The following is a 19405-nucleotide window of genomic DNA, read 5'->3' as shown; positions in this document are numbered from 1 at the left end:
ACAGGGTCCTACAAAATGTCATTTCAGCCCATGGGGCTGTGCTGTGTTTGATATTAATCGCCCATCAATTCACGCACCCGGGATGTGAGTGCCTCGACCGCGAACGGCTTGGTCAGCACCCACATGCCTGTGCCCAAGTGGCTATTGCCCAGCGCCGCGTTCTCCGCGTATCCGGTAATAAAGAGGGTCTTGAGGCCGGGCCGGACTTCGCGTCCCGCATCGGCCATTTGTCGGCCATTCATGCCGCCCGGCAAGCCGACATCGGTAATCAGCAGGTCGATATGCACATCGGAGCGCAGCACTTTCAGGCCTGCGACGCTGTCAGGCGCTTCGATCAGGGTGTAACCCAGTTCGCCCAGAGTATCGGTCAGCAGCATGCGAACCGTGGGTTCGTCGTCGACGATGAGAATGGTCTCGCTACCTTTGGATGTCAGCCCTTGCGACTGGCCTGGGTCGACCTCGACCGTTGTCACCTCACCGCTATAGCGCGGCAGGTAGATACACATGGTGGTGCCCTGACCGACTTGCGAGTAGGCCCGGACTTGCCCGCCGGACTGCTTGGCAAACCCGTAGATCATCGACAGGCCCAGGCCCGTGCCCTGACCGAGCGGCTTGGTAGTGAAGAAGGGATCGAACGCCTTGGACATGACATCGGGCGTCATGCCGGTGCCGGTATCGCTGACAGACAATGCCACGTACTCGCCTTCGGGAATGTCATGGGCGCCAGCGACTTCGCGATCCATCCACTGGTTTGCGGTGGCGATGGTAATGCTGCCACCGTCAGGCATGGCGTCACGGGCGTTAATGCACAGGTTCAGCAGGGCGTTTTCCAGTTGGCCCGCATCGACCAGGGTCGACCACAGGCCGCAAGCACCGATCGTCTCGACATGAATGCCTGGGCCTACGGTGCGTCGCACCAGTTCGGTGATGCCTGTCATCAGTGTGTTGATGTCGGTGGGTCGCGGGTCGAGGGTCTGGCGGCGAGAGAAGGCCAGCAGCCGATGGGTCAGCGCGGCGGCGCGTTTGGTGGCGGCCTGGGCAGCCTGCATGTACTTGTCGACTTCTTCCACTCGGCCCTGGAGGATTCTGCTGCTGATCAGTTCCAGGGAGCCGGATATGCCGGCCAGCAGGTTGTTGAAGTCATGGGCAATACCGCCGGTCAACTGGCCGACAGCTTCCATTTTCTGGGACTGACGCAGTTTTTCCTCGGCCTGCATCAGCTCGTTCGTACGTTCGGCGACGCGCTGTTCCAGTGTTTCGTTGAGCGCGCGCAGTGCCGCCGTTGCACGATCGCGTTCGCCCTCGACGAAACGTCGCTCTTCAACGTCGATCAGTACGCCGGGAAAGCGCAGCGGGGTGCCATCGACCGCCCGTTCCACCCGGCCGTTGGCTTCGAGCCAGTAATATTTGCCATCAGTGCGGCGCACTCGATACTGATGGGCATAGGCACTGCCGCGACTGATCGCCTCGGCAATGGCGGCCTTGAGTCCGTCGCGGTCGTCCGGGTGGACGGTGGCAATCACCTGTTCGAAACTGAGACCTTCGCGACCCAGGGCTGGATCCAGGCCAAATGCCCGGGCAAAGGCTTCGTCGACGGCGAAGCGATCGCTGGGCAGGTCCCAGTGCCAGGTGCCGATGATCGCCCCGGCCGCCAGGGCCAACTGCACGCGCTCGACGTTTTCCCGGGCAATCGCCTCGCTGGCGAGCAGGCGTTCCTGGGCGATGCGGCGTTCGGTGACGTCGCTGAAGAAAATCGCGATCTGCCGATCGGCCGGATCGCCGACACGAATCGCCCGCACGTCGAACCAGCGTTCGAACGCTTTGGCGTAACTCTCGAAATTCGCCGGCTCCCCGGTCTTGGCGACATGGCCATAGGTTTCGAACCAGAAACTTTCCAGATCAGGCGCGAATTCGGTGACCCACTTGCCTCGCAGATTGACCCCGGCCTGCTGTTCAAAAGCCGGGTTGGCCTCGACGAAGCGGTAGTCGATGGGGTGATCGTCGGCGTCGTACTTGACTTCGACAATGGCGAAAGCCGCTTCGATGGTTTCCAGAATGGTCCTGAAGCGCTCTTCACTTTGGCGCAGGGCCTTTTCGCTTGTGCGCAGGCTCAAGACCTCGGCCTCTAACTCTTCCCTGGTAAGGCATTCCAGATCTGCCCGCCAATCATGCATCGTTCTGTCCTGCGCCGGATTTTGACTTTCAATTGCGTATGAACAATGAAATCAGAAACGCTGGAAAGTTGCACCACGATTGCGGGCGAATCGAAAACGATACCGCGCGGACCCGTAGGACCGGCTTTAGCCGGGAGCGCATTGTTAAAGCCGATGATGCACTCCCGGCTAAAGTCGGCCCTGGGGTCGGTAAGGGCTGTGTGATCTGCAAAAAAACCACGGCAAAGGCTGCGGGCCACCTCTCGCTATCAGAGATTTTTCACTTGCTGCTGCAACTTGATGCTCACCAGCAACTGACCATGCTCGGCATTACCTGCCACGCGGCCCCAGCCGGAGGCGGTGCCCATTTCGAAGAGGGTGACTTTGCCGGAATCGAGTATCAGAGCGATGACAAACATGGCGTAGTCGTAGCTATAGTCCTGCACCTGGGTCAGAGACGCCCCATCTGCTGCGTAATATACGGTTCCATCTCCCTTGACCTGCAAGGTCGCGGCATAGGGGTATACGCCGTTGTCCTCTGCGCCTTGTGCGTAGTAGGTGCCGCTCCACAAGTTCAGCTCGATCGGCATGAACTGCGATGTGCCCGATACCTGAAGCGATTGCGCGGTCCCGTTGCTGACAGTGCCGGATACTGCGTTGAAACCCGGATTTTGGCTGAAGGCGAGCGTAGCGCATATACCGCCAAGTAGAGTAGGCGTGATGACCAGAGTGTCGCTGCTGAAAGTGTAATTGTCCTGCAGCGAGACTTGTTGGGAGGTCTGCCCATCCCATGAAACGGTGAGAGTGGCCTTGTAAGCCGCCAAACCGGACGTGCTGACCAGCTCAGTGTCAATCATGACAAAGGAGCCGATCGTCGAGTCCACCATGTAAAAACCTGTGAACTTAATCAGTCCCTGAATAGAAGATTGCGAAACGTCGGATGAGGTCATGTTGCGTCCTTTCAAATGAGTGATGGAGAAAGGAATATAGCCAGCTTTTGGGTAGGTGCGATTTTGTTTTTTTGTCTAAAAAAACGATGAAACCCTTGCAGAGTAGGGGTTTTATCATAATGGCAGGCTGCCAGCTTTTGGATTGCAATGAATAATGGTTGCTAGCTATGGTTCTGGCTGGCGAGGTCCTGGCGAGAAGCGCCATTTTCCCGCGATTTATGCCCGAATATATTATTTGAACAATGCTCTTTCATTGGCGAAGGTGCGGGAAAGAAAGTCAGCGACAGTTCAGATCAAGCACCTTGGCGCGACATCGCTCAGTCACGATCACCACTTCGATAAACTGGATCAGGCGACTGCGGGCGACCCAATCCACTTGGCAAAACCATCCAGCATGATCGCAACTCCCGCGTCATAGGCTGCGGGACTGTCGAGCGTAGAGAAGGGGGCGGCGAGATAGGCTGCGCCCGGATAGCTGTCCTGGGCGAATTTCGCCAGATAGCCGCTGATGAAATCACCGTGGGTCTGCGCTGACTGGCGGTTTTCTTTTTCGGCGGCTGGGCGTGACCTATTCGTCGCCGGTCTGGTTTCAGAAACTCGATGCCCATGACGACATCATCCCCGACGGCCGCTTGAACGCGCCGCAGCAGGCGGGCGCGGGACTGGCCTACGACCTGGGCGACTGGACCTTTGCCTTCGACTACGTATGGATCAACTGGGCCAGCCAGAAAACCTTCTCCAACTCCCCGACCGAAGGCGGCGCGCCGGGAGCGAGCAACGGGCCGGGGTTCGGCTGGCGTGACCAGAACGTCCTCCGTTTCGGGGTTAACTACAAGGTCAATGAACGCCTGCAAGTGCGTACTGGCCTGTCCCTGGCCAACCATCAGGTGCCGGATCGCGAGGCGACGCTGATTGCCGTGGCGCCTTGCGACCAACCGAAAAGCGCGCACCTGGGCCTGACCTATAAGCTGTCTGACGACCTGGAGCTGACCGGTGCCTATATGTACGACTTGCGCCATATCACCAAAGGGACCGGGGCAAGCGAGGGCACCGAGGCCGGCGGAGAGTTGCATATGCTGACGGTTGGAGTGGGCTACAAGTTCTGAACAACTTCCTGCAAAAAATCAGCCTCATGTGGGACCGGCTTTAGCCGGGAAGGCGGTAGGTGACCTGCGATAGAGGTGTGTCGATCATACCTAAGCTTTCCCGGCTGAAGCCGGTCCTGCACTGTTTGGTCTTTGCGCTACAAACTCCATCCCAAGCCCAAGGATTTATGCAGCGATGCAAAGTCCTTGAGCAGGGTGGCGTCGCCGGAAATGCGCTTTTCCTGAGCCTGGAAGCGGGTGCGCTCGGCGTCCAGCCAGTCCAGGGTGCTGGCGGTGCCGGCGCGGTAGCGTTGCCGGGTCAGGTCGGCGGCGCGTACGGCGGAGGCTTCGACGTTGCGCAGCAGCACGACGTTCTGCCGGTCGTGGCCGTAGCGGGCCAGGGCCACGTCGGCGTCGCGCAGGGCGGTCAGCACCACGCTGCGGTACTGGGCCAGGGCTTCGTCGCGAGCGCCCCGGGCCCCTTCGACGCTGGCGGCGACGCGACCGAAATCGAGGAAGTTCCAAGTCAGGCGCGGCAGCACCAGCCAGGTGCCGTTTTCTTTACGCGCCAGATGACCGGGGTCGGCGGCGGAGAACGATAGGTCGCCCATCAGGCTCAGCCTGGGAAACCAGTCGGCCTGTTTCTCGCCGATCTGTGCGTTGCTGGAGGCCAATTTGCGCTCGGCGGCGCGGATATCCGGGCGGGCCTGGAGGATCGCCGTCGGGTTGGCAAATGGCACATGCTCGGGAATGCCTGGCATGGCCTGTGGCGGGCTCAATCGGCTTTGCAGTTCTCCCGGTTCCAGGCCGCAGAGCAGGCCCAACTGATCCATGGACTCGATGATCGAGGCTTGCAGCGGCAGGCGTTGCGAGCGGGTGTTTTCCACCTGGGTCAGCACCTGTTCCAGTTGTAGCTGCGAGGCCACACCACGCTCACGGCGCTGTTGCGTCAGGTCCAGGGCCTGGCCGTCCATTTCCACGGTGGCATCGATCAGGGCCAGGCGGGTCTGCTGATCGCGCAGATCGGCGTAGGCCTGCACGACTTCGGCGGCCAGTTGCACCTGGGTATCAGCCAGTTGCGCCCGGGACGACTCGGCTTCAGCCTGGGCCGCTTCGATGGCGCGGCGTGTGCCGCCAAACATATCGACCTCCCAACTGGCATCGAAACCGGCCAGATACAGAGTCAACGGGCCACGTCCGCCGCTACCGCCGTTGTCACCGCTGCTGAGTGCAGACGTGTCGGGGGAGCGCAGTTTCAACATGGCCGCATCGCCGCTGACTTTGGGCATGGCATCGGCATGGGAACCACTGAGGCTGGCCCGGGACTGGCGCAGACGGGCCTGGGCCGTGGCGATATCGGGGCTGTTGGCGAAGGCCAGGCTGACCAGCTCGTTGAGTTGCTGGTCATTCAGGGCCAGCCACCAGCTTGCCGGGGAGGGCGCGTTGGGTTCGGCAGGGGCATTGGGCAGGCGCCCGGCGGCCAGGGTTTTCGGCGCGACGTCGGGGGCACCGTGGTAGTCGGGGCCGACGGTACAGGCCGAGAGCAAGCCGAGGCTCAGGAGAACGGGCAATGAACGAGCAATCATTTTCGGGAGCCTGCCTGCGCTGCGCGCGATTTCAGGATAAAGATCAGGGGTAGACAGGCCAGCATGGCCAGGCCCAGGGCATGGAACGCATCGTTGTAGGCCATGACCGCGGCTTGCTGGGCAATGTCACTGGCAACCTGGGTCAAAGCCTGGAGCGACGCTGTGGACGGATCGCCGCTTTGCGCCAGGTAGCTGGCCGTGCTGCTGGCCATATGGTCTTGGGCCAGTTGGCTATTGGCAGGTATGCCTTCGCGCAGCATGTCGTCATGGAAATGGCTGCGCCGGTCCATCAGCACCCCAAGCAGGGCCAGGCCGATGGTGCCGCCCAGGTTGCGCGACATGTTGTACAGCCCTGCGGCGTCTCCCGCCTCGTGGGCCTGCACCGAGCGCATCGACAGTTGACTCAACGGCAGCATCACCAGAATCTGGCCGAAGCCGCGCAGGAGCTGTGAGACGGTAAAGTCATGACCGACGCTGGCGGCGGTCAGGCTGGTGTCGAGAAAGCAACTGGCCCAATACAGCAGCAGGCCGATGCCGACCAGCCAGCGCAGGTCGTAGCGCCCGAGTATCCGTGGCAGCAACGGCAGCACGAAAAACGCCGGGATGCCGGACAGCAGCATGATCGAGCCAGCCTGCTGGGCGTTGTAGCCCGAAAGGATGCCGAGGAACTGCGGCACCAGATAGGCGGTGCCATACAGCCCCGCACCCACGGCGGTGGCGATCAGCAGGACGCTGCCGAAGGCGCTGTTGGTCATCAGGCGCAGGTTCAGTATCGGGGTTGCGGACCTGAGCTGGCCCAGGGCGATACCGAAGAAACCAACCACCATGGTGACACTCAGCCAGCAGATCAGCAGGGAGTCGAACCAGTGTTCGCGCTGGCCTTCTTCCAGCACCACGGTCAGGGAGCTGAGGCCCATGGCCAGGCCGATGATGCCCAGCCAGTCGGCCTTGATAAAGCGCTCCAGGTTCATCTTCTCGGCAGGCAGCCCGACCAGCAGCAGGGTGATCAAGGCAATGCTGATGGGCAGGTTGAGGAAGAAACACCAGCGCCAGTTGATGTTCTCCGTCAGCCAGCCGCCGATTACCGGGCCGAGCAAGGGTCCGAGAATGGCCGTCATGCCGAACAAGGTGGTGCCAATGGCCATCTGATGCGCGGGCAGGCGGGTGCGCACGATGGTCTGGGCTGTGGGGATCATCGCGCCTCCGGCAAAGCCCTGGCCTATGCGCCCCGCGATCATCGCCCCGAGGCTGGATGACAGCCCGCAGAACATGGAAAAGAAGGTGAACATCAAGGCCGTGCCGATCAGAAAGCGGCGCAGGCCAAAGACCCGGGTCAGCCAGGCCGCCAGGGGAATCATCACGATTTCCGACATCAGGTAGCCGGTGGCAATCCAGGTGCCCTCGGTGCCGGTGGCGCCGATCTGGCCCTGGATCTGCGGCAGGGCCGAGTTGGTGATGGAGATATCCAGGGTCGCCAGCAAGGCGCCCATGGAACCGGCGGCGACGGCAATCCAGTCGGTCAGCGAGGCGTTGCGCGGTGCTTCATGGGGTACGGCCCCGGCGAGGGCCTCAGCCATGGTGGGTGTCCGCCTGGCCGCTACGGGTGTCGATATCGACGGTGGCCGACAGGCCCGGAACCAGCGTCTGGCGCTGTTCATCGGAGACGTCCAGGACGATCCGCACCGGCACGCGCTGGACGATCTTGGTGAAGTTGCCGGTGGCGTTGGACGGCGGCAGCAGGGCGAACTGCGCACCGGTGCCAGGGGACAGGCTGTCGACCCGGCCATTGAGGTCATGACCCGGCCAGGCGTCGACATGAATGGTCACGCTCTGCCCGGAACGCAGACCGCCGATCTGGGTTTCCTTGTAGTTGGCGGTCAGGTAGACGTCGCTCACCGGCACCACGGTCAGCAGCCGGGTGCCGGGCTGCACGTACTGGCCGACCCGCACGCCGCGGTCGGCAATGCGCCCGTCGAGGGGGCTGCGAATCACCGCGTCGTCTACGTCCAGCTGGGATTGTGCCGCCTGCGCCCGGGCTACACCGAGTTGCGCCTGGGCCTGTTTCAGTTGGGCCTGCAAAGTACCGTAACGGGTTTCACTGGAGCGCAGCGCGGCTTCCTTGGCGGCCAGGGTGGCGCGGGCCTGCAGCGACTGGTTATTCAGTTGTGCCAGATGTTCTTCGGGTTCGGCGCCGGAGCGGGCGAGCGGGGCGTAGCGGGTGACTTCGCCCTGGGCATGACGGGCGTCGGCTTGCGCGCCCTGGAGTTGGGCGCGGGCTTCGGCAATGGTCGAGTCCTGCTGGACGAGATCGGCCTCGGCCTTGGCCATATCCGCCTGGCGAGCGGCGATGGTGGCGGAGGCTTCGTCGGTGGCGGCCTGGTATTTGCGTGCATCCAGACGCACGAGGATGTCGCCGCGATGGACCTTCTGGTTGTCTGCCACCAGCACTTCGCCGACATAGCCACTGATCTTCGGCGCCACGCTGATGCTGTCCGCTTGCAGGTAAGCATCGTCGGTGGATTCGATGAAGCGGCCTTCGAGCCACCAGTAGGCGCCCCAGGCGACACCGCCGATCACCGCCGCACCGGCCATCAGCGAGAGAATCCGGCGTGCCTTGCCGCGTTGGCCGTTGCCGGTTGGCTCAGGGGTGGCTTGTGCTTCGTCACGGACAGCAGACATCGTCAAACTCCGAATTTATACCAGTCGGAATAAAATCGAATTTTCGCCAAAATTTGTCAACTGGTATATTTTTGTTTCTTTACTTGACTGGAGTGCCCATGGCTCGACACAAACCAGCCGCCGAGGGTGGCTACCAGCGCGGCGAAGAAACCCGCGCGCGGATCATCGAGGCAGCAGTGGCGGTCTTCGGCGAGCGCGGCTACGAAGGCGCCTCGACCCGGGATATTGCCGCAGCGGCAGGTGTGAATGCGCCTGCGATCCAGTACTACTTCGATGGCAAGGAAGGCGTGTATCTGCAGTGCGTCGAACAGTTGATCGAGTTTCTCTGGTTGCGCATGGGGGAACCGGTGGAGGCGGCGGAAAAAGCCCTGTTGCAGCCGAATGTCGACGACGGACAACTGATCGAAGCGACCCTGGACATCCTCGGCGCGGTGATTTCCATGATCGAGGACAAAGCCGTGGTCTGGCGTGAATTCCTCGATTGCCATCAGGAAGGTTTCAGACTGCAAAGCGCCGCAACCTTGTTCGAGGCTAAGTTCAAGGTGCGCGTGGGCGGCGTGATTCGGGTACTGATTGCCCGGCTGGCGGGTCTGGAAGTGCAGGATGAACGGGCCATCATTCACTCGATGGCCCTGTTTACCCAGGGGCTGGCCTTTCGGGCGCAACGTTCCAAATTGTTGACGGCGCTGAAGTGGAGCGCCATCAATGAGAAGGAAATGCAACTGGTCAGGGACGTAGTGCTGACCCAGGCACGCTTCACCCTGGAAGGCTTGGCGCGCAGTAAGTAAGCGGTTTTAGTGCGCCGCTTGTGCCGCAGCCCCATGGTCACGCTCGCCGGGGCGGAAACCATGATCACGGGCGTTCCAGGCGATCAGCAGGGCAATGCCCAGCAGCGCTGCGACGGCCCAGGGAAATACCTGTGCACCGGCATATCCCAGCAGCAGACCGCCCATCACACCGGCCCCGGCAATCGCGCCGTTCCAGGCCACCACGTTCATCGACAACGCGACATCGGCCCCCGGCCCGGCGCTGTCGGCCAGGGCGGTTTGCAGCAAGGTAGCGGCGCCGCCGAAGCTCAGGCCCCAGAACAGCACCGCCACACCCACTACCAGCGGCTGCGTACCGGCCACGCCGAGCAACAGCGCGATGACTCCAAATAGCAGCAGGCTGGCCAGCACCGCCCGGCGCAGGTAGTGATCGACCAGGCGCCCGGTGATCCAGATCCCTAATAGCGCCGTCAGGCCGAAGGCCAGTAGCACGACATCGACCCGCTCACCCAGCCCGGCACGCTCTACGAACGGCGCGATATAGGTGTAGAGGATGTTATGGGCCAGCATCCAGGTGATCACCACCGCCAGTACCGGGCGTACGCCGGGTGTGGTCAATACGCGACGCAGCGGCAAGTGTTCGTGGCTGGCCTGGCCGGGGTAGTCCGGCACCTTGGCCAGAACCCAGCCGACCAGCCCGAGGGTCAGCGCCGACATCACCCAGAAGGTCGCCCGCCAGCCCAACAGCGTACCCAGCCAGGTGCCCAGGGGCACACCCAGCGACAGCGCAATGGGCGTGCCGACCATGGCCAGGGCCATCGCCTTGCCCTGTTGCCGGGGTAGGACCATGCGCCGCGCATAACCGGCCAGCAGGCTCCACGCCAGACCCGCCGCCATGCCTGCGCCGAAACGGGCGAACAGGGTCAGCAGGTAATGGCTGGACAGCGCGGTGATGGAGTTGAACAGCAGAAAGCCGAGGATGCTGGTCAACAGCACCTTGCGCCGCGACCAACTGCGGGTGGCGATGGTCAACGGGATAGCGGCCAGCAGCGAACCCAATGCGTAGGCACTGACCATCTGCCCGGCCAGCGCCGCAGAAATATCCAGGCCCTGGCTGATTTGCGGCAACAGACCGGCGGGAAGGGTTTCGGTGACGATGCACAGGAAGCCGGTCATGGCAAGGGACAGCAGGGCGGCGATGGGCAGGCCGGTGTCGGGGGAATGATTCACACGGGGAGTCCTTGTGGGTTGAATTCGGTTTATGTACCAGTCGATATATATGTAGTCAGAATCAGGGTGTCGTTGTCAATGACTTATGTATCGACTAGTATTTAAGTCGCTTTCCTCTTCGCCGGAGTTCGCCATGGCGCAAATGGGCCGCCCCCGCACCTTTGATCGTGACCAGGCTGTCGAGCAGGCCTTGCAACTGTTCTGGGAGCAGGGCTACGAATCGACCTCACTTAGCCAGCTCAAGGCGAGCATCGGCGGTGGCATTTCCGCGCCCAGTTTTTATGCGGCGTTTGGCTCCAAGGAGGCGCTGTTCCAGGAAGTGGTGCAGCGCTATCTGGGCAGCCACGGCCAGGTCACCGAATGCCTGTGGGACGATGATCTGCCGCCACGCCAGGCCATCGAACTGGCGCTGCGCCAGTCCACCCGCATGCAGTGCGAGGCCGGGCATCCCAAGGGTTGCATGGTCAGCCTCGGAGTCATGAGCGCACCGAGTGCCGAGTTCGCCAGCGTGACCCAACCGCTCACCGACTCGCGTGAACGCACCCGCGCCGGATTGCGTCATTGTGTGGAGCGCGGTGTGCTCAGTGGAGAACTGGCCGCCGACACCAACGCCGGGGCATTGGCCACCGTCTTCGACAGCTTTCTGACGGGCATATCGACCCTGGCCCGGGATGGCGTTGAGTGTGAGCAGATCGAAGCGGCGATCGGGCAGGTGTTGCGGGTGTGGGATGAGGCCAGGGGGAATAACCGTGGGACCGGTGCTTAGCGTGATGTGGTGCTGCACCTGTATCACAACTCCCTGCATGGGAAAACTTGTGGGAGCAAGCTTGCTTGCGAAGGGGCCGGTTCAGCCTGCACATTTTTTGGCGGCTAGCACGTGCTTTCGCGAGCAAGCGCGCTCCCACGGGGGTTGTGCATGCTACGTATCAGCGCGCTGTCAGAGCCGCAGTGACCACGCCTACGGAAAAACAAACTGCTTCAAGACCGCCATCATGATCACCGCCAGCACGGCGAGACCTATTCCGGCAGTCCAGTCCGATTCCTGGCGCTGGGCAAACCAGGCGCCTTTGGTGGGATACCGGCCCCAGGTCATCAGCTTTACGAATGGCCAGCCGATGGGGAAGCAGATGGCGCGAAAAACCAGGTCGTACAGTAGATCCAACATAGTCACACCGCCTCCAGTTCACCCTGAATATACCGCGTCGGCGACAGTCCGACGTGCCGGGTAAAGGCCACGCTGAAGGCGCTGGACGAGCTGTAGCCGACGCGCTCGGCGATCTCTGCCAGGCCGCTTTCCCGACGGCGCAGCAGGTTTTTGGCCAGGGCCATGCGCCAGGCCAGCAGATAGGCCATGGGCGCCATGCCGACGGCGCGGTTGAAGCGTTCGAAGAAGGCCGAGCGCGAGAGCGCAGCTTCCCTGGCCAGTTGCACCACGGTCCAGGCCTGGGTCGGGCTTTCATGCAGGCGGCGGATGGCCTGGGCCAGGCGCTCGTCGGCCAGGCCGCGCAGCAAGCCGGGGGAGGTGGTCGGGCCGGAGCTTGAGCGCAGGGCTTCAATCAGCAGCACTTCGAGCAGGCGCTCGAGAATCATCTCCCGGGCCGGACGCTGGGCACGGGACTCGTCGCTCACCAATTGCACCAGGGTCGCAAGACGTTGTTGGCCACGGACATGAATGAGTTGCGGCAGCAACGAGACCAGCAGCGCCGCGTCCGGCGAGCCGAACACACAGTGACCGACCAGGGTCAGCACATCGGTCGGGCCGCTCTGTTCGCCCAGGCGGAACTCACCCTGCAATGGCGCCACCGGGACGCTTTGCACGTCGTGCGCAGGCGGCTCGGCGCTGGTCATGGTGAAGCCGAAGGATGAGGGGATCAGCACAAAGTCGCCGGCTTGCAGGTGAAGTTCATCATGGCCATCCACGGTAAGGCGCGACGAGCCTTCAAGCACCACGCAATAAAACGGCGAACCCGGTTCTGCGCGACGGACCCGCCAGCGACCGGCGCCTCTGACTACCTTGGAGTAGGGCGTGCGGGGCTGGAGCAGGGTGACGACTTCCGCCAAGGGGTCGATAGTGGCTGTGCTTTCCATAGCAGGACTCTGGCGAATGAGATAAGGACTTTCGATTGTAGTCAGTCCTGCCGCTGAGTTCTATCGTTTGCTTACCGCAAACGACGTGAAGGAATTAAAGATGAAAACCGTACTGATCACTGGCTGCTCATCGGGCTTTGGCCTGGACCTGGCGCGTTACTTTCTCGAACGCGACTGGAAGGTTGTCGCGACCATGCGCACGCCGCGTGAAGATCTTTTTCCACGCTCCGAGCACCTGCGCGTACTGGCGCTGGATGTCACCGACGCAAAAAGCATCAGCCAAGCCGTGGCGGCCGCAGGCCCCATTGATGTGCTGATCAACAACGCCGGGATCGGCATGCTCGGTGCTGTGGAAGGCATCCCGCTGGACGCCGTCCGGGAAATCTTCGAGACCAATACCCTGGGCACCATTGCCATGACCCAGGCCGTGCTGCCGCAGTTTCGCCAACGTCAGGCGGGGCACATCATTAATGTCACCTCCAGCGTGACCCTCAAGCCGCTGACACTGCTGGCCGTCTATACCGCGAGCAAGGCGGCGGTCAACGCCTTCAGTGAGTGCCTGGCGCTGGAACTGGCGCCGTTCAATGTGCGCGTCAGCGTGGTACTGCCGGGACGGGCACCGGAAACCAGCTTCGGCAGCAACGCCCAGGCCCGCATCCTGATTCCTGAGGCGTACGCCGAACTGGCCAAGGAGGTGTTTGCCGAACTGACCAAGCCGACTGAAATCACTCGCTCAATCGATGTCAGTGAAGCGGTGTGGCGCGCAGCGACCGACCCGACGGCACCGCTGCATATTGCGGCAGGGGAGGATGCGGTGGCGTTGATGTAAGGCGAGGTTGGCGGCTGACAGTGTGGGACCGGCTTTAGCCGGGAAAGCGATGTGTTAGACGATATAAATGTATCGACTGTAATGACGCCTTCCCGGCTAAAGCCGGTCCCATCAAAAACCAATCGATTTCAGGAAAAAATATTCAGGAAATCCGCCACGCCACTGATCCAGTCCCAAGCGGATAAGCTGTGCACCGGGATCTCGCTGATACCACCGACAGTCGGGTCGGACTTCAGGCACCAGACCTCCACCTTGTCGCCGACTTTATAGGCGTTGGCGATTCTGCGTCGTTCGAGAGAGGTGCCGATATCGTGGATTTTGTGGAAGTGCTGGCCCTCGACGCTGTAGCTGAAGGTGACCAGGCGCGTGGCGGCCAGCGCGGGTATGCCGTCCAGGCTGGTTTTGCTGCCGGCAAAGGTGATACGACCTTCGACCTTGAGCACTTCAGGGGCCGGTGAGGTGCTCATCTCAACGAATCCCTCAAGGTTATCGACCAGATCCGATGCATGCCCGATTCTCATGTCTGCGCAGATTGCTTTCCTGCCGCAACTCAGGATAACTGAAACATTCTGTCTTATCCGGAGAAAACATGTTCGACCTGCAATCTGTGGTCACTTACGTGGCTGTGGTGATCGGTATGTTCCTGATTCCCGGTCCGGCGATGTTATTGGTGATTACCCGCACGCTGCAAAGCGGCCGCAAAGTCGGTATCTATTCGGGGCTCGGGATTGCCTGTGGTGATCTCATCCATACGCTGTGCGCGGCGCTGGGCCTGTCGGCGTTGCTGATGACCTCGGCGCTGGCCTTTAACGTGGTGAAGATCGTCGGCGCCTGTCCACTTCCGCAAGGCTGGCTGAGCTGCTTCACTGATCGACCTGGGGAACGAAATGATCCGTGAATCGATCTTTACACCATCGCTCACTGTCTGTACTCCTTGTCCGCGACACCGCCACGGGCGATGTCATTTGATTGTTTACAGGGGAATTTGCAGTGCCAAGGGGATTGAGCAGTTTCAGGACAGACAGTAAAGGTGCGGGTTTATGAGTCTGTTTCGGCCTCAGGCCCATGTTATTGGTATGTGGTTGATGGCCTGCGTGGGATTGGTATTTGCCAGCCATGACAGCATTTCCAAAATCCTGATTTTCTCCCTCCCGGTCATCTTCGTCGCCTGGGTGCGCTATTGCATCCATACGCTGTTGGTAACGGGGATGATCATCAGCAGCAAGGGGCCTAAGGTATTCCACACAAAACGGCCATGGCTGCATCTGCTCCGGGCCTTCTGCCTGCTGGGCGATAGCCTGACTTTCATGTTTGGCTTGACCCATGTGCCGATCGCCGAATCCACCGCCCTGGTGTTTCTCGCGCCTGCATTCGTCACCATCCTGTCGCCGCTGTTGTTCGGCATCAAAGCCAGCCGTTACCAATGGTTATCGGTGATCCTCGGTTTCACCGGCGTGCTGATTATCATCAACCCGGCCAGTGATGCGTTTTCGCTGTGGATGCTGTTTCCCCTGGCGTCGGCGTTCTTTTTTGCGGTGTATCAATTGCTCACCCAGTTGGCGGGGGAAACCGACAGTCCTGCGGTATGCAGTTTTTACGTGGGGATTTTCTGCACCCTGATCATGAGCGTGGTGGTGCCGTTCTACTGGGCCACCCCGGATACCCGGCAATGGATTTTGCTCGGGGTACTGGGCAGCCTGGGGTTGGCCGCGCATTTTCTGCTGGCCAAGTCCTATTGCTATGCGTCGTCCACGGTACTGGCGCCTTTGGGGTATCTGCAGATCATCTTCGCGACCATCTATGGGGTGCTGTTGTTCAACGGCTATCCGGTGCTGTCGTCGTTGCTGGGGATCGGCTTGATCTTTATCAGCGGGTTGTTGGTGTATGGGCGGCGCTCGGTGGTTTTGAACGCGGTTTGAACATCAGGTCCTTTAGTCGCCGATATGGATCAATTTGCAATGTCCTGTGGGACCGGCTTTAGCCGGGAATATGCCTCCCGGCTAAAGCCGGTCCCACAGACTACCTACTCATTTGTAGCCCAACATCTCCCGCAGCCACCCCTCCAGCAACGCCGCTTCCCGGCGCTTGACCGGCCCGTTGCGCCCATACAGCGATAGCGCATCCGGCAGATACACCGTCTCGGCAAACGGAGCGACCAGTTCACCGCTGTCGAGCATGCCTTGGGACGTGCGGCGCCAGCCCATGGCCAGGCCGTGCCCGGCGACGGCGGCCTGTAGCATCAGCGAGTAGGTATCGAAGGTGAGTACCCGCGCCTTGGCTGGCAGTGCGTGGTGGTGTTCGGCCAGCCAGCTGTCCCATTCCAGTTGATAGGGCGGCAGGGTCTGGTGGTGCAGGAAGGTGTGCCCCTCGAGTTGATCGAGGCTGATGCGGCTTGTGCCCATTTTTTCCAGATAACGCGGGCTGCACACCGGGAAGACTTCGTCCGACGCCGAGAACAGCAACGGGTGCTGGCCGGTTTCGCGATTGCTGCTCTGCATGGCGATGTCGAAATAGATGTCGTAATCGGGCAACGGTCGGGTCAGGGTGGCGACCCGCAGCTCGATCTCCGGGTAGCGCTGGTGAAAGTCCGACAGGCGCGGCATCAACCAGTGGAAGGCTTCGCACATCTGGCAGACCAGCACCACTTCGTTGGTGGCCGCGACGCCGCGAATGCGGTTGGCCTGCTCGGCGATCTCGCCCAATGCATTACCCAGGGCGTAGGCAAAGCGGCGCCCGGCCTCGGTCAGGAAAACCGCGCGGTTACGCCGCTCGAACAGGGATGTGCCGAGGTCTTCTTCCAGTGCGCGAATCTGCCGACTGATCGCAGCCTGGGTGATATGCAGCTCCTCGGCTGCGCGGGAAAAACTGCCCAGCCTCGCGGCGGCTTCAAAGGGCAGCAGGCAGGCCAGGGGCGGCAGTGACTTTCCGAGTTTATTCATACGCTCAGGTAATGGGTTCGGGCCGAAAGATCATTTGTAGCATACAAGTGCCTGCCGCAACATCTGCCAAAAGGGTCAGCGTTATTTCCCCCTCGGAGGCTCCATGGTGGTTGCGAACCGACAGATCATTCAAGGCACACTGTTCGCCATCGTCGCGACCTTTTTCTGGGCCTTCAACTTCATCACACCCTATGTCACCGGCCCCTACAGCATCGAAGACATGGTGCTGGCGCGCTACGTCATCGCCGGGGTCATGGGCCTCATCTTCTTGCTGTTCTACCGCAGGCAACTGCGCGGCATGAGTCTGGGCCAGCGCCTGAGTGGCATGGCACTTGGAGTCAACGGTTATCTGCTCTACAGCATCTGTATTGCTGGCAGCGTGATCTGCAGCGGTCCGGCGCTGATTGCCGCATTTGTCGGCCTGGTGCCGCTGTTACAGACGGTGATCGGCAACCTGCAGAGCCGCAGGCTGCGCTGGAAGTCCATCGTCCTCCCGATGATTCTGATCGTTGCCGGCCTGGCGCTGTTGAATATGCGCGCACTGGCGGCAGGGCCGTCCGCAGGTCATCCGCTGCTGGGCCTGGCCTTTGCCCTGGGCGCGGTTGCTTCGTGGCTGTCGTTCAGTGTGTTCAATCAAAAGGTTGTAGCGAACCTGGCACCGGCTACGACTGAGGTCTGGACCTGCCTGATGATGACAGGTGCCGGTATCGGCGCCCTTGTGTTGCTGCCATTGGCAGTCGGCGCGGGGAAAGCCCTGGTCCGGGAGCCTGATCTGCTGAGTGCGCCGGTGCTGCTGTTCTACGCCTGGGCCTTGATCATTGCCTGTTCGTCCTCGGTATTGGGGGCGGGGGCCTGGAATGCCGCGACCCGGCGCCTGCCCATGGTCCTCAGCGGCCAGTTCGTGGCCCTCGAATCGCTGTTCGCCACCGTGCTGGGCTACGCCTTTCTCGGCCAATGGCCAGGCCTATCGGAAATCATCGGAATGGCGCTTGTTGTACTCGGTGCCGCGCGTTCCCTGCACATCATCCTGGCGTCGAAGGACGTCCCATCACCTGCGTTGCTTGAGGAGATCGCCCATGAATATGATCGCTGACTTTCGCGCCTTCCCCATGGTCAGCCCCATCGCCGCTGTGCGCACCATGACCGGCTACGTCGAAGTTGAATGGGGTGACGGCCGGGTCAGCCCGTTTCACGAGCCCTGGCTGCGCGATAATTGCCCGTGTTCAGCGTGCGTTTATGCGGTGACCCGTGAGCAGGTGTTTCAGATCGCCGATGTGGCCGCTGACCTGCGTGTGGCATCGGCACAGCTCACCGCCCAAGGCACACTGTCGCTGATTTGGCAGGACGGTCACCCCAGCCTGTTCGATCCCGGCTGGCTGCGGGCCCATGCCTATGACGAGGCGTCGCGTCTCGAACGCAAAAGCGCCAGGCCGCAGAAGCCACTGTGGCGTGCCGACCTGCAACTTCAGGTGTTCGCCTACGCCGATATCATGGCCGACGACGCCCATCTGCTGGCCTGGCTGATTGCGGTGCGCGATACCGGCCTGACCCAGGTCACCGGCATGCCGACGAAGGAGGGCACTCTGACGACCATCGCCCGGCGCATCTCGTTTATCCGTGAGACCAACTTCGGTGTGCTGTTCGATGTGCAATCCAAGGTCGAAGCCGACAGCAATGCTTACACTGCCTTCAATCTGCCGCTGCACACCGACCTGCCGACCCGGGAGCTGCAACCGGGGCTGCAATTTCTTCATTGCCTGGTCAACGATGCCGAGGGCGGCGACAACACCTTTGTCGATGGCTTTGCCGTGGCCGAATATCTGAGCCGCGAGGAGCCCGAGCTGTATCGCATTCTCTGCCAGACGCCGGTGGAGTTTCGCAATAAGGGCCGCAACAGCGATTACCGCTTCCTGGCCCCGATCATTGCCCTGGATGCCAGCGGCGCCGTGGCCGAAGTGCGTATGGCCAATTTCCTGCGCGGCCCTTACGATCTGCCGACCGAGCACATGCTGCCGTATTACAGTGCCTACCGGCGCTTCATCGAACTGACCCGTGATCCGCGTTTTCGCTATACCCAACGGCTGGATGCGGGGCAAATGTGGTGCTTCGACAACCGCCGCGTGCTGCACGCCCGTGATGCCTTCGACCCGGCCAGCGGTGCCCGGCATTTGCAGGGCTGTTATGTGGATCGCGATGAATTGTTGTCGCGGATTCTGGTGTTGCAGCGTTGACTGCAGAGGCGGGCACGTTGCGGTAGGCGATAACGCGGTATGGCAGATGCCTTCGCCTACAAAATCGTATTCCAACTCAAGGTTGTGTGCGACTGACATGCACACATTTGGCGCCCCCTCTGTATGCCGTTTTCCCGGCCAATCTGTGTCTGGCGCCCTTTGTCTGACCTTCTTACCATGGCCCGGCCTGTCCAGAACCTCCCCCGTATCAGGAGTCGCCCCATGCCCGACCTGTCCAACCTGCTTGCCTATGGCCTGATTTCCCTAGGCATGGTGCTGACGCCGGGTCCGAACATGATCTACCTGATCTCGCGCTCGATCTGTCAGGGGCGAATGGCGGGACTGATTTCCCTGGGCGGGGTGGCCTTGGGTTTCGTTGTCTATATGTTCTGCGCTGCAGTGGGCATCACTGCGCTGTTGCTGGCTGTTCCTTATGCCTATGACGCCCTGAGATTCGGCGGCGCGTTGTACCTGCTGTATCTGGCCTGGCAGGCGGTCAAGCCTGGCGGGCGCTCACCTTTCCAGGTGCGCGACCTGCCCAAGGACAGCCCCCGCAAGCTGTTCATGATGGGTTTTGTCACCAACCTGCTGAACCCGAAAATTGCGGTCATGTACCTGTCGCTACTGCCGCAGTTCATCGACCCGATCGGCCACGGCAGCGTGCTGGCGCAATCCCTGGTGTTGGGCTTTACCCAGATTGTCATCAGCGTCAGCGTCAACGCACTGATTGCCGTGATGGCCGGCTCCATCGCCGCGTTTTTCGTCAGCCGCCCGGTCTGGCAGATGGTGCAACGCTGGTTGATGGGCACGGTCCTCACCGGCCTGGCCGTACGCATGGCGGTGGAAGGGCGGCGCTAAAGCGTTTTCC

18 protein-coding genes and 1 pseudogene are annotated in these 19405 nt (G+C 61.4%); 9 read left to right on the top strand and 10 right to left on the bottom strand.

Going from position 1 to position 19405, the window contains the following annotated elements:
* Nucleotides 1-53: 53 nt before the first annotated feature.
* Nucleotides 54-2099: pseudogene (locus AC1Z24_RS19435) on the bottom strand (ATP-binding protein); the annotation flags it as partial.
* A 323-nt stretch (nt 2100-2422) separates the two neighbouring features.
* Nucleotides 2423-3103 (bottom strand): hypothetical protein, encoded by a 681-nt coding sequence (locus AC1Z24_RS19430; protein ID WP_483742255.1) that lies wholly within the window; start codon nt 3101-3103, stop codon nt 2423-2425.
* A 563-nt stretch (nt 3104-3666) separates the two neighbouring features.
* Here AC1Z24_RS19430 and AC1Z24_RS19425 point away from each other — a divergent pair.
* Nucleotides 3667-4209 carry an OmpP1/FadL family transporter gene (locus AC1Z24_RS19425; RefSeq protein ID WP_483742254.1) on the top strand — a complete coding sequence of 181 codons (543 nt, stop codon included), beginning with the start codon at nt 3667-3669 and terminating at the stop codon, nt 4207-4209.
* A 137-nt stretch (nt 4210-4346) separates the two neighbouring features.
* Here the strand turns inward: AC1Z24_RS19425 and AC1Z24_RS19420 are convergent, their stop codons facing one another.
* The 3 genes from AC1Z24_RS19420 to AC1Z24_RS19410 are packed head-to-tail and all read right to left on the bottom strand — an operon-like array spanning nt 4347 to nt 8453.
* Nucleotides 4347-5774, bottom strand: a complete 1428-nt coding sequence (locus AC1Z24_RS19420) for an efflux transporter outer membrane subunit (protein WP_483742253.1) — start codon at nt 5772-5774, stop codon at nt 4347-4349.
* Entirely contained in the window at nt 5771-7351 is a 1581-nt protein-coding gene (locus AC1Z24_RS19415) for a DHA2 family efflux MFS transporter permease subunit (protein WP_483742252.1), read from the bottom strand. Before AC1Z24_RS19415 ends, AC1Z24_RS19420 begins: the two co-directional genes overlap by 4 nt.
* Nucleotides 7344-8453, bottom strand: a complete 1110-nt coding sequence (locus tag AC1Z24_RS19410; RefSeq protein WP_483742251.1) for an HlyD family secretion protein — start codon at nt 8451-8453, stop codon at nt 7344-7346. The genes AC1Z24_RS19415 and AC1Z24_RS19410 overlap by 8 nt, the downstream gene beginning before the upstream one ends.
* Nucleotides 8454-8551: 98 nt before the next feature.
* Between AC1Z24_RS19410 and AC1Z24_RS19405 the strand changes: the two genes are divergently transcribed.
* Nucleotides 8552-9241 carry a CerR family C-terminal domain-containing protein gene (locus tag AC1Z24_RS19405; RefSeq protein ID WP_483742250.1) on the top strand — a complete coding sequence of 230 codons (690 nt, stop codon included), beginning with the start codon at nt 8552-8554 and terminating at the stop codon, nt 9239-9241.
* Between the two features lie 6 nt (nt 9242-9247).
* Here the strand turns inward: AC1Z24_RS19405 and AC1Z24_RS19400 are convergent, their stop codons facing one another.
* Nucleotides 9248-10396 carry an MFS transporter gene (locus tag AC1Z24_RS19400; protein ID WP_483746668.1) on the bottom strand — a complete coding sequence of 383 codons (1149 nt, stop codon included), beginning with the start codon at nt 10394-10396 and terminating at the stop codon, nt 9248-9250.
* Nucleotides 10397-10583: 187 nt separating this feature from the next.
* On the opposite strand from AC1Z24_RS19400, the gene AC1Z24_RS19395 reads away from it, so the two are divergent.
* Nucleotides 10584-11216, top strand: coding sequence for a TetR/AcrR family transcriptional regulator (locus tag AC1Z24_RS19395; protein ID WP_483742249.1), 633 nt, complete (start codon nt 10584-10586; stop codon nt 11214-11216).
* Nucleotides 11217-11408: 192 nt separating this feature from the next.
* Here AC1Z24_RS19395 and AC1Z24_RS19390 read toward each other — a convergent pair whose 3' ends face one another.
* Both AC1Z24_RS19390 and AC1Z24_RS19385 read right to left on the bottom strand, forming a co-directional pair.
* Entirely contained in the window at nt 11409-11615 is a 207-nt protein-coding gene (locus tag AC1Z24_RS19390) for a hypothetical protein (RefSeq protein ID WP_483742248.1), read from the bottom strand.
* A gap of 2 nt (nt 11616-11617) precedes the next feature.
* Nucleotides 11618-12538 (bottom strand): AraC family transcriptional regulator, encoded by a 921-nt coding sequence (locus tag AC1Z24_RS19385; RefSeq protein ID WP_483742247.1) that lies wholly within the window; start codon nt 12536-12538, stop codon nt 11618-11620.
* 100 nt (nt 12539-12638) lie between these two features.
* Here AC1Z24_RS19385 and AC1Z24_RS19380 point away from each other — a divergent pair, with 100 nt between their 5' ends.
* Nucleotides 12639-13367 carry an SDR family oxidoreductase gene (locus tag AC1Z24_RS19380; RefSeq protein ID WP_483742246.1) on the top strand — a complete coding sequence of 243 codons (729 nt, stop codon included), beginning with the start codon at nt 12639-12641 and terminating at the stop codon, nt 13365-13367.
* 128 nt (nt 13368-13495) lie between these two features.
* On the opposite strand, the gene AC1Z24_RS19375 is transcribed toward AC1Z24_RS19380, so the two are convergent.
* Complete coding sequence (locus tag AC1Z24_RS19375) at nt 13496-13834, bottom strand: hypothetical protein (protein WP_483742245.1); 339 nt, start codon at nt 13832-13834, stop codon at nt 13496-13498.
* A gap of 122 nt (nt 13835-13956) precedes the next feature.
* On the opposite strand from AC1Z24_RS19375, the gene AC1Z24_RS19370 reads away from it, so the two are divergent.
* The gene (locus AC1Z24_RS19370; protein ID WP_483742244.1) at nt 13957-14265 is read left to right on the top strand and encodes a LysE family translocator; all 309 of its coding nucleotides are present in this window, start codon (nt 13957-13959) and stop codon (nt 14263-14265) included.
* 142 nt (nt 14266-14407) lie between these two features.
* Nucleotides 14408-15286 carry a DMT family transporter gene (locus AC1Z24_RS19365; RefSeq protein WP_483742243.1) on the top strand — a complete coding sequence of 293 codons (879 nt, stop codon included), beginning with the start codon at nt 14408-14410 and terminating at the stop codon, nt 15284-15286.
* A gap of 108 nt (nt 15287-15394) precedes the next feature.
* On the opposite strand, the gene AC1Z24_RS19360 is transcribed toward AC1Z24_RS19365, so the two are convergent.
* Complete coding sequence (locus AC1Z24_RS19360; protein ID WP_483742242.1) at nt 15395-16306, bottom strand: LysR family transcriptional regulator; 912 nt, start codon at nt 16304-16306, stop codon at nt 15395-15397.
* 103 nt (nt 16307-16409) lie between these two features.
* Here AC1Z24_RS19360 and AC1Z24_RS19355 point away from each other — a divergent pair, with 103 nt between their 5' ends.
* The 3 genes from AC1Z24_RS19355 (at nt 16410) to AC1Z24_RS19345 (ending at nt 19395) form a co-directional block, all read left to right on the top strand.
* Nucleotides 16410-17399, top strand: a complete 990-nt coding sequence (locus AC1Z24_RS19355; RefSeq protein ID WP_483742241.1) for a DMT family transporter — start codon at nt 16410-16412, stop codon at nt 17397-17399.
* The gene (locus AC1Z24_RS19350; RefSeq protein ID WP_483742240.1) at nt 17383-18537 is read left to right on the top strand and encodes a gamma-butyrobetaine dioxygenase; all 1155 of its coding nucleotides are present in this window, start codon (nt 17383-17385) and stop codon (nt 18535-18537) included. The genes AC1Z24_RS19355 and AC1Z24_RS19350 overlap by 17 nt, the downstream gene beginning before the upstream one ends.
* A 222-nt stretch (nt 18538-18759) precedes the next feature.
* Nucleotides 18760-19395, top strand: coding sequence for a LysE family translocator (locus AC1Z24_RS19345; protein ID WP_483742239.1), 636 nt, complete (start codon nt 18760-18762; stop codon nt 19393-19395).
* The last annotated feature ends 10 nt before the right edge of the window (nt 19396-19405 follow it).

Source organism: Pseudomonas sp. JL23 (assembly GCF_056933585.1).
The sequence above is the reverse complement of the archived record's forward strand: the minus strand, read 5'-3'. Positions and strand labels throughout refer to the sequence as shown.